Source organism: Phocaeicola sp. RTP21198st1_B8_RTP21198_201120, from assembly GCF_040929485.1.
Lineage (GTDB): Bacteria > Bacteroidota > Bacteroidia > Bacteroidales > Bacteroidaceae > Phocaeicola > Phocaeicola dorei.
Map to the genome: position 1 here is coordinate 36,509 of NZ_JBCOCI010000032.1, position 13,196 is coordinate 49,704.

Here is a 13,196-nt window from a genome sequence, read left to right on the forward strand (position 1 = left end):
GGGCGTTATTGTTTTTGGCTTCCGTCACATCGGGCGAAATAAACCTTTCGGATTCCGAAAGCTAAATCATTCTCCCATTTATCCGAAAACTTGAACAGGTCAAACGTAGGATGCTCATCGTAGCACTCATAAGGCACAATGCCATGTCCCACAAACAGGGCGATGTCTGCCGCAATACAGCGTGCCACCTCCCGACCGATATACAGCCTTTCCTTGTCGGTGAACTGTACATCGGAAAGCTCCTTCCGGTTCGTTTCAATGCACACGGATGCAAAATCCTCTGCACCGTTAATGTCTGTAATCGTCACAGTGGCATCGGTATCGGAGTCCATAACTACCTTTACTTTGAATAAAGGTGGAAGCACGCAGATTTCCACTGAGTTGATTTCTGCTTCGTTGTATATTACCAGATTGTTCATTTGTGTTGTTTTTTAGGTGAATCAAAATAGATAAAATAACCGCAGCCGTAAGCTGGCATATTGTTTTGACAAGGTTCCGGTCACAATACCGTTCTCCATGTCAATCAGATAAAAGGTCTTGTCCGAACTCTCGCTGACGGTCAGGTATTCTCCTCGCATCGGTTCACAGCCGACTGTTTCTCCGAGTTGCCGGTGATGATAGAGCTGTGCCAGTTCCGCAAGTGACGGCACATAGCTTCCCGGATGCTGCTCCACTTCAGCAAGCATTTCTTTCCTGGCGAGCAGCCTCCCGTTCCTTCGGTAGGCATGCTCCGTTTGACGGTACTTGTCAATCAGCCTTTGGGTAAGATCGGCACCGTCTGCATAGCCGAAGGCGCATTGCTCACCGTAGGGCATTCCCGAAGTAAAGATGAGTTTGTTCTCATCGATGATTTCATCCGTTTGCCTGGGATTGACGACTCCCTCTTTACGTTTACCATCAATGGTCTGGAAAGTTTTACCGGAAGTCAAAACTTTTCCCGAATAGCAATACCGACCCTCGCTGTCGCGCAACGCCACCGCTTTGCCGTGCCTCCCGTCCGTTTCCACTACCATGGCAATTGAATTGCTGTCACGTTGAGGACATATCCCACCGTCTTTTTGCAGGTAGTGACCCACTTCCACGGAATCCACACGCTGCACAGGCTGGTAGCGGAGCTTACGCCGGGTTTCCACCCAACTGCCATTCACCGCCAATCCTTCCTTGCCTTTGTGCAGGTTTAGCCTTACAAGGCTTCCTGCTTGCATGGGAGGCAATGTTGTCCGCACGGCGTATGGGTGTCCGTCAATGGTGGCGGCAATCGTCACCGCGCCTTCCGTATCGGTAGGCACCAGATAAAAGTCATGTTTCCGGCCATTGTTCAACAGGCAGTCCGCATCCGTGGCGTTCAACGTGCCTCCTTTGCCCACAGGTCTCCATTTACCCAAGTAAGGCTGATAGACAGCCTGTCCGCAAAGGTTCTCCCCCGTAAGCGTAAGTTCATCCAGCCGCTCTTGCAACCGGTCACTCTCGCATCCGATGCAGAGTAGCACCATTGAACTGCGCCAATCCATTTCCACGGAAATCTCCTTGCCGATATGCCGGGCCGTTTCCACAGCGTACAGGTTTTCCCCGAAAGGAGCAGCCAGTACAAGACTATCATCTGCGGCAAGTCCTTGCCGATAAGGGAAACAGGCATAGATGGCGGCAAGCGTGTCAGCGGTCACGGTATGATGTTTCTGCGCCACATAACGCCCGTTATCATAAATGAACGGCACTCCGTAAAAGGCGTTCCGTTCCGTGTCTGTGGCGTCCGCAAGATGCATATACACCCCGATGTCCGGCAGTCCTGTTTCCATTCCCTCTGAAGTGATTGTCAACGGACGGCAGGCTGTAGCCCAGCCTTGCCGAATTTTACCGGCTGTCTGTTGCGCTTCTACCGTGGCGGATTTCGTTACCTGTCGTTTTCCACAGGATGCGAGCAGTAGGACACATGGAAGAAACAGCCAAGCAATTTTACTTTTTCTACAAACTACGGTTATTGTCATTTCCTTTTTGAATAAGCATAGATGAATACTCCTTTATCGTTCTTCTTGCTGTGCAGCCCTTTGCGCTGTTTCAGCAGGATAAATCCGGCACCCACGGCGAGAGAGGCCACCAAAGTGAGCAGTCCGGCGAGGAAACCTATCAGGCAGTAGGCAAGGATAAAGCCGAGAATGGCCCCGCCGACAGCTCCGGCCGCCCAATAGATGTACCGCCCCTGAAGTCCCATCAGTTCAAGAGGCCGTTGAAGCCCCTTGAACAGTGGGTACCCCGTGTAGCGGCTGTTGTCCGTTTGGGTTCCCATGCGCCGTTAAGCGGAGATACCGAAAAACAACGGAAGTGCCTGTGCAGCAGCTACCAGGAAGATACAAGCTCCTACAATCATCATGATAGACTTCTTCACGTCCTGTTCCTCGTTGTTCATTTTGATATACACGCTGATTGCTCCCACAACGGCCACAATGCCGGCAATGGCGTAACACAGTTTCACTACATACGGCACGTACTTGGCGATTTCGTCCGTCACCGTGCCGAGGGCGGTCGTTCCGGCGGAGTAGTCACCGGCCGCGTTCTGGGCGAAAGCTGTCACCGTTCCGACCAGCAGCATAAATGAAAGCATCTTGATTCTTTCGGAAGAGCAGATGCCCTTCATCATTTTCTTAATTTTTTGCAACATTCGTTCTTGTTTTTAATTAGACATTATGGTACTCTCTGCGCAGATGAGTATTTTTTAAACTTGATAGCCGAAGAAAGCTGGGAACACGATAGAGGCTCCAATCATGAACATACAGGCTCCCACAACCATGAGTATCTCCTTGACGATACCTTCCTCGCCGGCATTCATCTTGATGAAGATTTGTAGGCTGGCGTAAATAGTAACAAGTGCAGCAATGGCATAGGTCAAATACAGCACATAGAGCATCATGGTCACTACATAGTCGTGCATCAGTGCCAGCGCATCGGCTCCCCAACTGTAATCCACGCCGCCACATTTGGCGAAAACGGACTGCGCCGAAAGGAGGCACGACACCGGCAGGCTATAACGGATAATCTTCTTACAATACATTTCGGATGACATTGATTTCGGGTTTGAACAGCGAAGCTTTCTTGCCTTCCAGTAACTCATGGAGTTCTGGGGCTTTGATGCCGTATTCGCTCGTTACGTCCGCTTCATCCAGATTCTCTTGCAGCGAAGCAATGCGTCTCTCTGTCTCGGCAGTTTCTTTCTTTTCGCTTTCCTTTTCCGGGTCAAGCACTTCCGCAGGTTCTTCCGGTTCGGCATCGCCAATAAAAAAGCCGTCTCCCTGTTCATTCACAGAGACGGCGGTTTCAACTGGAACGTCTTCAATCTCAAACACTTCCTCGTTGGAAGTAAGTTGCTTTCCGGTAGCGTATAAATCCTTGCCGATGTTGGCACCGTAGTAAAGGAGGTAGGCGATGCTCAGGCAAATGGCAAATGTCAAAAATGGACTCATTTCGTATTGTGTTTATGCGTTGATTGTTCGATTGATGCCGCAAAGGAATAATGAAATAGAGGTACACGATGAAAGACAAAGCAACAAAGCCTCCTTTTTTAACCGGGTTTATGATTGCAGTGAAAAATCAGACTGTCAATCATACTCCGATACCACAATTACAGGTATTCCGCTCTCTACCATTTATATACAAGGAGATATGAATCATACACATCTATGCCCTCATTGAGCGGAGGCATTTCTGGCGCAAAGTTCCGGCAGGCTTGCTTTGATTGCTCCAAACTTTTAGGGCGGGAGGCAGCGGATTTTCGGATAATCAGTGCCCCAGTGATTGAAATCTTCCTTTTTCCACACGCGTAAAAAGCGTATTTCAACCAAAAAGTTTGTGCCATACGCACCTGCCAAGTCGGAGCACCATAAATAACTTCCTCACAATAAGGGGCAAAGGCTCCCGATGATAGGGAAATAAATCAAATCAGTTATGAAGTTCACAATTTCAGCAACAGAATTGAACGCCAAGTTAATTGCATTGGCAAAAGTAATGAACAGTAAGGTGGCATTGCCTATCTATTCCACGTTCCTATTGGAACTCAAAGACGGTGTATTGAGAATAACGGCATCCGACATGGATTGTAGCCGATGCAGCACGCTCCCTGTCATAGATATGGACGGAGCTAACGGACACAGCGAAAGTATATGTGTCACAGCGAGTTTTTTGCTTGATTCGTTGAAGAATTTAGGAGACCAGCCTGTCACTTTTGAAGCGGACGAGGAAAATTTGTCGGTAGTTATCCGCTACAACAACGGCCAGTTCGACATGGTGGGATTTCCGGCAAAGGATTACGTCCTTCCTGGCACAATGGAGAAAAACGTGAAGGCCACTATCGAAGCATCTGTCTTGAATGATAGTATCGGCAAATCTTTATATGCCGTTGGCAACGATGACCTTCGTCCTATATTTTGCGGCATCTATTTCACTAAGAAGGGCGATGAATTGCAATGTGCCGCTACCAATGGCTCCATGTTGGTACGGAACATTTACAAGGTTGAGGATGACGGACAAGAGTACAATTTCCTGTTACATTCAAGAGCTGCAAAGATTGTGCGCAGTATGACAAGTAAGTCAGATGAGAAAGTGCAGGTATTCATTACTGACCGTGAAATGGCCTTCCAAACAGAAACAGACTATTTCCGCACACGGCTGATAGAGGGAAGATACCCCAACTACAATGCCGTTATCCCCACGGATAGTGACAAAAACGCCATTCTCGACAAAAACGAACTGTTGGCGGCCGTCAGACGGGTAAGCGTATTTGCGGACAAGGCACGTTGCGAGGTGGCCATGAACTTTTCGGGATTGTCGTTGGTGCTTTCGGGAAAGGATATTGATTGTTCCACCCATGCTGAAGAAACGGTATTTTGTGCCTATCAAGGCGGCAATTTGCGCATCGGCTTCAAAGCGGAGTTTTTGAAACAAACGCTGGAAAATATCACCACCAAAGAGGTACAGTTCAAGTTAAGCACGCAAGAACGTGCAGGTGTTATCACCCCTGTAACCGACGATGACCAGATGGAAACCGTAGCATTGATTATGCCCATACTGCTATCGGCTTGATACCGGTATTGAAGAAATTCCCCTGCACTTCAATTGCGGCAGGGGATTAATAATAAAATCCTAAAATTGAAATGACATGACATTCAGAGAATTTATGAAAGAAAACGACTACGAGTTGCAGACCACCTTCTGGAACGATTTTACGATAGCCGACCATTTTGGACTTGCAGGTATTCAGAACACCTTCAACCGTGCGTTTGAAGAATGGAAAGATAATTGTAAGTATCTCACGGAGCTAACATTGGTACTCAACCATAAAGTATGGCAACACCATGAAACAAAACCACAATTTTCAGAACTGTATGAAAAACTTTGGGAACAGACCGAACAATATGCAATGGAGAATCTAAAAGGCGACGAGTTGGATTATTTTTGTGAGATAACAGATTAATATACATGAAAGAAGGTATCAGAGTAGATACCTTCTTCCATTTTATATATTCCTGTTTTATAAAGAAATATTAATTTTCCATGCACCTGTTTTTCTGGCACCGATTCTCGATATGACTCTTTTTTCCGCAAGGCTCTTGATACGTCTGGCAACCGTAGCACGATGCAAATTCAACTGTTCGGACAATTCCGTATAGGTGATGTCAGGCTTGGCTTGAATAAGTCTCAACATCTGCAAATCCTCTTCACTTATAGTCGCGTTTATAGTCGCATCAGCATCACTTATAGTCGCATTTATAGTCGCATCTGCCACTTTTATAGTCTCACTTTCAAACTCAACACTTGTACGGAAAATATCCTGTTCAAAAAAATGGGGATGCCCACCTTGATAATACTTGGCGTATTTGAAAATATTACGCACACCGGAACCGAGTTTGTCGGCCAATCCGATATTGCGGAAAAAGGAGGCGATGATTGGATTTTTGGGATTCGGCTCAAAATTTTCCGGGGTTATCTCACCCGACCACGAGGCACGGTTAGCATTTTCCGTGTATATACGGTTATTCTCAATAACGAATTTGGCAGGATAAGAACTTGAAAATTCTCTATGGATGAGTATGTTTGATACCATTTCCCTGCATATTACTCCACGCAGGCTTATCCGTTGTTCATTTTCAAGATAAAACGGATCCGGCAAATGTTTTTGGGCAAATTCCATCAACAGATCATAGCTTTCCACAAGGTTGGTACATACAATCTCCCTGTCGTCATACCGGTCTATATTGATTCGGCGAAGCAAAGCATCCGTTTCATAAGCCGGTGCCACATCTTTTATAACGTCGTCACGACCTAACAGTAATACGGCTGCAAGATTCAGTCCATGCTTTCCTGTCTCATGATTCGTACCGAACAGACCGGCAGAGCGTAACAACTCCATATCATCCGTCTTTTGCCAAATATGCCGACCGTTAGCGGAATTAGCAGCCATTTGTCTGATAGTCGGCAAAAGGTCGAGTCGCAAATCTTCCACTTTTATATATGGAAATACCTTCCGTTCTGTAAAGATACTTTGCTTACGGATATACATCATCGCTATTTGTGAGGTGCTGGTCACGTGTACGTCCGCATCATCCACCCGGTCAAATATCTCCTTTTTATAGGAATGGACTTCTGCACTCGGATTGACATGAATGTGTATCACGGTTTTACCCTCATAGAGAAGCGGTCTGGGCTCCAAATAAACAGTAGGAGTTATCAAATCCGAATTGCTGACACAACTGATAAAATTCTTAATCATTGAAGATACGGAATTTTCAGGTACGCCGACAACACGACCGGAATCCGTCACGCCTAAAAATAGATCACCGCCAAAACGGTTGAGAAAAGAGCATACCGTTTCATAGGTATCGCTTTCAATGCCATTTCCACAGCGTTTAAACTCCACCCGAATGGTTTCTCCTATTTCCAGTATTTCTTTAAATCGTTCTTGTTCCATTGTTCTAATTGTTAGGCAAAAATACAAAATATCCAGCACATAAACTTGTGTAGGACATGATTCTTTTGTTTAAAGTCAATTCACGGCATCCTTTTCTTATCGCGCAACAGGTCATTGACATCCTTATAATAAGGAAACGCCTCCATCACATTATATACCGTAGCCGTATTCATTTCCCGAAGCAGATCCACCGCCTTTCGTCCGGCATCGTCATTGTCGAGGAAGCAATAGATTTTCTTGTATGCTTTCAACCGGGACAGAGCTTTGGACAGGTTGTTCACCGAGTTCAGTACAATTAAATCCGGCTGTCTGCACGGAGGCGGCAACTTTCCTTGTTTTACTAGTGTCAAATAAGAAAGAAAGTCCATAAAGCCTTCAAACAGGCAACATGCCAAAGTGGTCTTTGTGGTGTTGGTCACTGATATGTCTTTAGGTGCAATGCACCCTTTGTAGTACGGACTGCGCATTTCATATCCACCGGCTATATTAGGAAAACCGATAGCGAAGTAGGCTCTTCCACGGCAGGTATAGTGTATCTCCCAGCATTCCCTGATTCCGATTTCCATATCAATGCCCCGTGAAGCCAGATAGGACTTCAAGGCTACCGAAGTCAGCGCACCGATTTGGATGTTCCGCAAGATCTCATTCCTTTCCTCAGAAGAGGGCAGGAATGTTCTTGCCTTGACAGGTACTCCCGGGGTGGCGTTTTCTATCAGTTTCAGTACACGGGATATATCATTGGTATGATAGATAAGAATACCCAAGTCTATGATGTCGCCACTCCGGGCAAGTCCGAAATCATACCAGATATTCCGATTTTTATTGACTTTGAATGAAGGTGTCATATCTTCCCTATACGGGGCACGGAACCATGCCGCACAAGCGGTTTCCCTTGTAGGGAAACAACCGATTGCTTTCAAGAAGTCCACAATATCTATTTGTTTGGTCTGGGCTATGTTCATAATAACTTTTGTGTTTCTATTCGGGTTTAATAAAGTTTATCTTATATATACACCGACGTTAAACTAAACCTCTTTATCGGAGGTACAGCCGCTATACTCCAGCACCTTCGGATTGTAATGGTAGCTCTTATCCTGTTTCACGATAATGCCACGCCCCATCAGATACTTGTTCAGTTCAATGCAGATGTTCCGGCCACGCTTGAAGCCGATTTCGGTATATCCCTGTTGGAGCGCTTTGATAAGCGGTCTGTATCCGGTTATGTCCCCCTCGCTGAATGCCAGCCTGAGAGCCTGGGCGTGTTGTACATCGGAAATGGATTCGCAGAAGCCCTTACGCTCTTGTGTAAACGAGTATTCTCCCACCAGTTCAGGCAAGGCATCGTTATTGATGCGGAAAGCGAACGGCTCAAACTCCTTTTCACGAATGTGCATGGCTTTTACTTCACTGATATTACCGTCAAACTGGCTCTTGGTGATTTGCAGAATGGTTTCCGCTTTGTTATTCAGTTCTGTGCCAATATGTCCTCTCGTATTGTCATCTCCTTTGTTCAGATGTAATACTGTATGGATATGGAGGTCGTGCATACTTGACCAGCGCATGAGGTCGTTTATCAAATCAACAGACTCACTGGGACTGTTGATGTCATACAGGAGGTCACGGATGCCGTCAATGACAACAAAACCGATACCCGGATCGGAAGCCAGCGCATGGTTGATAATCTGTCGGCGTTGTTTGGGGCTGTATTCCCGCAGCATGAAAAATTCGAGGTTGTCCGTTTCACGGTCAGTAGGTAGCCCGGCCAGTCTCAGGATGCGTTCAAGCACCTTGTGGCAATGGCATTTGCTTTGTTCCGTATCTACATAAAGCACCTTGTGCTTGCCTTCCGGCAAATGTGCGTTGTAGCGTAACACGTTTTTGCCCGACAACGCTGCAGCCACAATTGCCGTGATGTTGAAAGTCTTTTTGCTTTTGGGCTTACCGACCGAAGCACTGAAGTTGCCGAGCGTGGCAATGGTTATGTCATCGACACGGACAATTTCCGGCGGAAAAGCGTAGGTCTCGGTGACACGTAGGCGGATGAATTGCAGGATTTGTTCATAAACCGAACGATCTATGTCATTTCCGGTTTGAAGCAGGTGGGTCGGTATCATGGCTTTCCCCCTTTCTTTTTATGGTTGGGCTTGCCGGTGTGGTCATGGGCGGTCATTATAGCAGCCTGTCTTTCCAGTTCCCTTTGTGAAAGGACTGGATTGCGCCGTTTCCATTCATCCAGTTCCTTCCTTTCAAAGAAGATGTTCTTGCCATTCGGTTTGGTGTAGGATATGTCACGGTTGGAGGTAAGCCGGTACATATGCCCTTTGGAGATATTCAGGTATTTGGCGGCTTCATCAATATTCAGCATATCTTTCAGGTAATAGAGTTGATTCTCCACGCTTTCAAAACGCTCTATCAAGGCTTCAAGCGTCCCGAAACGATCAATGAAGGCTTCAATGGTGGTTATCTTGCCCAATACTACGTTTATATCTTCCATTCGGGTCAGGATGACGGCCACATCTTCTACCCGTTTAAGTGTTTCAAGAAATCCGGCTTCTGTCATGATGCAAATTGTTTATCGGGTTCAACACATTCATTCATGCTGTCCGGCATCTCCTTTGGACAGTTTTTTTCGGTTTCTTCTACTTGGTTCCGGCAGAGCCATTCGTCCAATTCCTGCTTGTTAAAATACAACAGTTTACCGGACGGTCTGTAGTGGGGGATATGCCCGTTCTTGGCAAGTTTGTACAACTGGCTTCTCGACAGCCCCATATACAGGCAGGCTTCTTTGAAATTGAGTGTTTTCTTGATGCAAAACAGCATATTTTCAATCTTCTCCGTTTGTTTCTGGAGCATACTAAGCTTCAGGAAACATGATGAACAGGACACCGCTACACAGTTTCTTTCTTCTTGTTGGTTCATTTTGTATTCTTTTTTGAGTTAGACATGGGGGAGTGATACCCCGAAACTTTATCGCTTCGGGGCAAAGGTAGATATGTGTTTTTCAATGCTTGTAAAAAGGAGAGTAACAGTTCGGAAGTGTTATCCGAACTGTTATCCTTTTCTGTGTCACTTGTTATCCGTTGTGTTTCTTTCTGTCATTTCTCTGACAGCTTGTACGCATTGGCTGATTACCTCCTGCATACTGTTTGGATTGCTCTTGGCAAGACTAAGTGCACTGGAATACTGGCCGTGTTTGAGCGGACGGCCGTCTTTGGAACCCAATATGGAACCGGCCTGTTCCAACAGATGTTCCCAACGTCCGAGAATGAGACGGTGGTGACATAACCGGTCGAAAAAGAAAGCTACCAACCGGTTATTGGCAGACTTCAACGGCTGATGCAACGTGCCTTCCAAAAGAGAACGCAGTATGCCTGCATTCACAGGGGTAGTGAAAAGTTGAGCCTCATTAGCACAATGCGCAATGAGGCTCAGTTGATTGTCATTCAAAAAGCTACCCAAAGACAAGGCAGGAAGGTTCGTTTCAGGGCGTGGCTTATCCGGTTCTTCTTTCAGACCGGAGGATGCTTTCGTTGTGTTGAACAGACGAAGCAACTCATCCATGCGGTTAGGAGCAAAAAGTATATTGGAGAAGAATAGCTCCACAAGGTCTTTACGTTTTGTCAGTATTCCTCTGAGAATACCGATGTTTTTCCGATGTCGGTTTTTCCCGGCGGCATCCCGGTGGTCACTATAATAATGACCGTTCAGAAAATCCTCCACATACAGTTCATACAATTTACTCTCACCGATAACTTCCTTCCGATAAGTAAAAGAGGCTTCTTTCAGCAAGGCAAAAAGTTCATCACGTTCATTTCCGACACTCTTGTGCGGCTTGTTTGCCAATCTCTTGTTTTAAAAAAAGGCAATCATTTCTACGGTTACGCTTCATAAATCTATTGTTTTAAGTTATTGGATAAATGCGTCATCCAAAAGGGAGATGGCATGGTCTTTCTTAGAATTGATGATTTGTGCGTACCTCTGAGTGTGTCTGATATTGGCATGACCCAATAATTGACTTGTCGTATAGATGTCAACCCCTGCGGTCAAGGCCAGCGTTGCGAACGTATGCCTCGCCACGTGGAATGAAAATTTCTTTTCTATTCCGGCATCTGTGGCCCAATCGCGAAGTATGCTTTTATACCAAATACTCAACTTGGGAAATACACGGTCTTCAGAAGAAGCATCCCCTTGTTCCGGCATCCATTTCCGTGCATTCATGTTCAATGGCAAATACAACAATGCGCCGGTTTTATACTGCCGTATTTCTACCTGCCACCTGTTCCCGTTTTTACTAATGTGTTTCCAACACAAGTTTTTGATGTCCATAATGCGCAAACCGCAAAAACAGGAAAACAAAAATGCAGCCTTCATATCATCCCGACGGCAAGGAGTTGCAATAAGACGTTTTACTTCCTCTACTGTAAGATATTCACGTTTGGCTTCCGAACCTGAAAGCATATCCCGTTTGATTTTCTTGAATGGGCTTGACTGGAGCAGGTTCTCCTTAACTGCATAATTCAGTGCAGCCCGTATATAAGAGAGGTAGAGGAAAACCGTATTTTTGGCCAGTTGGTTATGGTCACGTGTGAGTGCAGGTCTATCTAGTAAATGGCTGAGAAATCTCATAATATAATCCCTATCTATTTCTGCAAGGGTAACACTGTTATCGTACTTCTCCAATTCATTAGTTACCCGATCTACCCAAATAAGTGCAGATGCCGAAGCCCGTTTTTCCACATCTTGCCGATAAACTCTCATCCAGTCCGTGAAAAGCATATTCGCTTTATACGAACGGTCTGTGATACCTGCTATCTTGTTGGTCAGGTCCAAAATTTTTTCGGTCTTAATGGCATTGGCTATTGCGAGTGTGTTGGCATTTTGGATTTGCGCCGACACATCCGTTTCTGGTACAAGATAGAGTTTCAATGACTGGTAAGTTCTCCGGCCATTGTAGTAAATATCCAAATAGATGGACTTCCTGCCATCTTTGAGTTCATTAAAACGTAAACGGACAGGTTCCTTTACTTTAACTTGCTTTTTCGTACGTGCCATATACCTTTGTTGTACTATTATTCATGAAAAGATTAATTGCATTTTGTTATCTTGATTAATGTTACTATACAATAATGGATAACATAGCTTTCTGAGGAACAGACATAAAGAGGCTGTTTCTACAAAATGCAAATATACACAGTATTTTTAATTAAACAATACATACTGTATAATTTAAAAATAGAAATAAGATTGTCATGGTCAAACAGAATTGAATTACGAAAAATTTCTTTCTGCTATGACTGATACACAGATAATTGCGACATGCAAAATTTGCAATATATTTCTGTTTGACTATAAATATTAGAATAGAGAATCTATTAGTAATACAGCGGCTTCTTTTTTAGCATCTATGATTTTCGCATAAACTTGTGTTGTTTCCACATCGGCATGACCAAGTAACTGACTAGTTGTGTATAAATCTGCCCCCATGGTAAGCTCCATTGTTGCAAAAGTATGCCGACTCATGTGATAGGTCAGTTTTTTATTGATTCCTGCATTTTGGGCCCACTTCTTCAACTGTAAATCAATGGTAGAAGTGCAAGGCAGAGAAAATACATAATCTTCAGCACTTCTCTTAGTGTGAGGCAGATAGGCTTGCGCTTGCTTGTTGAGTGGCAAGTACAGCATCCGACCAGTTTTCTTTTGTCGCAACTCCATGTGAATATTCCCGTTATCTTCAATGATTTTTTTCCATTGCAAGGCACGGACATCACTTAACCGTAATCCACAGAAACAGGAAAACAAAAATGCAATTTTCACATCTGCTCTTGGTGCATCCGCTTCTATGAGCTTGCGGACTTCATCAATAGTCAGATACTCGCGTGGAGTTTCTTCACCGCAAATGGCTTTCCTGTCAATAGCCAATCCGGGATTTACAGACAACACATCATCATCAACTGCCATATTCAAGGCTGTAATGATAACCCCAAGATAATTGGATATGGTTTTTTTGGCAAAAGGAACTTTGGTACGCCTTGCTTTTTGCCCTTTCATAAATTCAACAAAGCCATCCAAGAAATCCTTATCCACATCGCACAAACGAGCTTTGGCATTGTATTTCCGCAATTGTTTTAAGGCTGAATGCACATGGTTTTCTGATGATGTCTTTCGGCTCACCCGATAAATCAGGGGGAAAATTCTTTAATTCTATAGAAAATTTGCACCTTTGTACCATGAACAATCAAGG

General features: G+C 45.0%; 16 protein-coding genes. 2 read left to right on the top strand and 14 right to left on the bottom strand.

Annotated features, from left to right (window positions below):
• Positions 1-5 precede the first annotated feature (5 nt).
• The 6 genes from AB5935_RS13055 to AB5935_RS13080 are packed head-to-tail and all read right to left on the bottom strand — an operon-like array spanning position 6 to position 3,455.
• On the bottom strand, positions 6-419 hold the full coding sequence (locus AB5935_RS13055; protein WP_004319351.1) for a hypothetical protein: 414 nt from the start codon (positions 417-419) through the stop codon (positions 6-8).
• A 21-nt stretch (positions 420-440) separates the two neighbouring features.
• A complete protein-coding gene (locus AB5935_RS13060) occupies positions 441-1,985 on the bottom strand; it encodes a fimbrillin family protein (protein ID WP_005836147.1) in 1,545 nt (514 codons plus the stop codon).
• Positions 1,982-2,284 (bottom strand): hypothetical protein, encoded by a 303-nt coding sequence (locus tag AB5935_RS13065; protein ID WP_004319349.1) that lies wholly within the window; start codon positions 2,282-2,284, stop codon positions 1,982-1,984. The genes AB5935_RS13060 and AB5935_RS13065 overlap by 4 nt, the downstream gene beginning before the upstream one ends.
• 6 nt (positions 2,285-2,290) lie before the next feature.
• Positions 2,291-2,656, bottom strand: a complete 366-nt coding sequence (locus AB5935_RS13070) for a DUF4134 domain-containing protein (RefSeq protein WP_004319348.1) — start codon at positions 2,654-2,656, stop codon at positions 2,291-2,293.
• A gap of 54 nt (positions 2,657-2,710) precedes the next feature.
• Positions 2,711-3,046, bottom strand: coding sequence for a DUF4134 domain-containing protein (locus AB5935_RS13075; protein ID WP_004319347.1), 336 nt, complete (start codon positions 3,044-3,046; stop codon positions 2,711-2,713).
• The gene (locus AB5935_RS13080) at positions 3,036-3,455 is read right to left on the bottom strand and encodes a hypothetical protein (RefSeq protein WP_004319346.1); all 420 of its coding nucleotides are present in this window, start codon (positions 3,453-3,455) and stop codon (positions 3,036-3,038) included. The genes AB5935_RS13075 and AB5935_RS13080 overlap by 11 nt, the downstream gene beginning before the upstream one ends.
• Positions 3,456-3,936: 481 nt before the next feature.
• On the opposite strand from AB5935_RS13080, the gene dnaN reads away from it, so the two are divergent.
• Entirely contained in the window at positions 3,937-5,070 is a 1,134-nt protein-coding gene (gene dnaN / locus AB5935_RS13085) for a DNA polymerase III subunit beta (protein WP_005836144.1), read from the top strand.
• 76 nt (positions 5,071-5,146) lie between these two features.
• The gene (locus tag AB5935_RS13090; RefSeq protein ID WP_005836142.1) at positions 5,147-5,461 is read left to right on the top strand and encodes a hypothetical protein; all 315 of its coding nucleotides are present in this window, start codon (positions 5,147-5,149) and stop codon (positions 5,459-5,461) included.
• Positions 5,462-5,518: 57 nt separating this feature from the next.
• On the opposite strand, the gene AB5935_RS13095 is transcribed toward AB5935_RS13090, so the two are convergent.
• The 8 genes from AB5935_RS13095 to AB5935_RS13130 all read right to left on the bottom strand — a co-directional run bounded on the left by AB5935_RS13095 (position 5,519) and on the right by AB5935_RS13130 (position 13,126).
• Positions 5,519-6,955, bottom strand: a complete 1,437-nt coding sequence (locus tag AB5935_RS13095; RefSeq protein WP_004319343.1) for an RNA-binding domain-containing protein — start codon at positions 6,953-6,955, stop codon at positions 5,519-5,521.
• Positions 6,956-7,035: 80 nt separating this feature from the next.
• Positions 7,036-7,917, bottom strand: a complete 882-nt coding sequence (locus AB5935_RS13100) for a toprim domain-containing protein (RefSeq protein ID WP_004319342.1) — start codon at positions 7,915-7,917, stop codon at positions 7,036-7,038.
• A 63-nt stretch (positions 7,918-7,980) separates the two neighbouring features.
• The gene (locus tag AB5935_RS13105) at positions 7,981-9,069 is read right to left on the bottom strand and encodes an AAA family ATPase (RefSeq protein ID WP_004319341.1); all 1,089 of its coding nucleotides are present in this window, start codon (positions 9,067-9,069) and stop codon (positions 7,981-7,983) included.
• Positions 9,066-9,515 carry a helix-turn-helix domain-containing protein gene (locus tag AB5935_RS13110; RefSeq protein WP_004319340.1) on the bottom strand — a complete coding sequence of 150 codons (450 nt, stop codon included), beginning with the start codon at positions 9,513-9,515 and terminating at the stop codon, positions 9,066-9,068. Before AB5935_RS13110 ends, AB5935_RS13105 begins: the two co-directional genes overlap by 4 nt.
• The gene (locus AB5935_RS13115) at positions 9,512-9,874 is read right to left on the bottom strand and encodes a helix-turn-helix domain-containing protein (RefSeq protein ID WP_004319339.1); all 363 of its coding nucleotides are present in this window, start codon (positions 9,872-9,874) and stop codon (positions 9,512-9,514) included. Before AB5935_RS13115 ends, AB5935_RS13110 begins: the two co-directional genes overlap by 4 nt.
• A gap of 147 nt (positions 9,875-10,021) precedes the next feature.
• Positions 10,022-10,798, bottom strand: a complete 777-nt coding sequence (locus AB5935_RS13120) for a hypothetical protein (RefSeq protein WP_004319338.1) — start codon at positions 10,796-10,798, stop codon at positions 10,022-10,024.
• A 63-nt stretch (positions 10,799-10,861) separates the two neighbouring features.
• A complete protein-coding gene (locus tag AB5935_RS13125) occupies positions 10,862-12,007 on the bottom strand; it encodes a site-specific integrase (RefSeq protein WP_004319337.1) in 1,146 nt (381 codons plus the stop codon).
• Positions 12,008-12,310: 303 nt separating this feature from the next.
• Positions 12,311-13,126, bottom strand: a complete 816-nt coding sequence (locus AB5935_RS13130; RefSeq protein WP_368327452.1) for a tyrosine-type recombinase/integrase — start codon at positions 13,124-13,126, stop codon at positions 12,311-12,313.
• Between the last annotated feature and the right edge of the window lie 70 nt (positions 13,127-13,196).

Coding starts and splice junctions, on each gene's coding strand:
- AB5935_RS13100 (WP_004319342.1), bottom strand. CDS start 7,917: ATGAACATAGCCCAGACCAAACAAATAGATATTGTGGACTTCTTGAAA.
- AB5935_RS13075 (WP_004319347.1), bottom strand. CDS start 3,046: ATGTATTGTAAGAAGATTATCCGTTATAGCCTGCCGGTGTCGTGCCTC.
- AB5935_RS13095 (WP_004319343.1), bottom strand. CDS start 6,955: ATGGAACAAGAACGATTTAAAGAAATACTGGAAATAGGAGAAACCATT.
- AB5935_RS13060 (WP_005836147.1), bottom strand. CDS start 1,985: ATGACAATAACCGTAGTTTGTAGAAAAAGTAAAATTGCTTGGCTGTTT.
- AB5935_RS13115 (WP_004319339.1), bottom strand. CDS start 9,874: ATGAACCAACAAGAAGAAAGAAACTGTGTAGCGGTGTCCTGTTCATCA.
- AB5935_RS13090 (WP_005836142.1), top strand. CDS start 5,147: ATGACATTCAGAGAATTTATGAAAGAAAACGACTACGAGTTGCAGACC.
- AB5935_RS13080 (WP_004319346.1), bottom strand. CDS start 3,455: ATGAGTCCATTTTTGACATTTGCCATTTGCCTGAGCATCGCCTACCTC.
- AB5935_RS13125 (WP_004319337.1), bottom strand. CDS start 12,007: ATGGCACGTACGAAAAAGCAAGTTAAAGTAAAGGAACCTGTCCGTTTA.
- AB5935_RS13110 (WP_004319340.1), bottom strand. CDS start 9,515: ATGACAGAAGCCGGATTTCTTGAAACACTTAAACGGGTAGAAGATGTG.
- AB5935_RS13070 (WP_004319348.1), bottom strand. CDS start 2,656: ATGTTGCAAAAAATTAAGAAAATGATGAAGGGCATCTGCTCTTCCGAA.
- AB5935_RS13055 (WP_004319351.1), bottom strand. CDS start 419: ATGAACAATCTGGTAATATACAACGAAGCAGAAATCAACTCAGTGGAA.
- dnaN (WP_005836144.1), top strand. CDS start 3,937: ATGAAGTTCACAATTTCAGCAACAGAATTGAACGCCAAGTTAATTGCA.
- AB5935_RS13105 (WP_004319341.1), bottom strand. CDS start 9,069: ATGATACCGACCCACCTGCTTCAAACCGGAAATGACATAGATCGTTCG.
- AB5935_RS13065 (WP_004319349.1), bottom strand. CDS start 2,284: ATGGGAACCCAAACGGACAACAGCCGCTACACGGGGTACCCACTGTTC.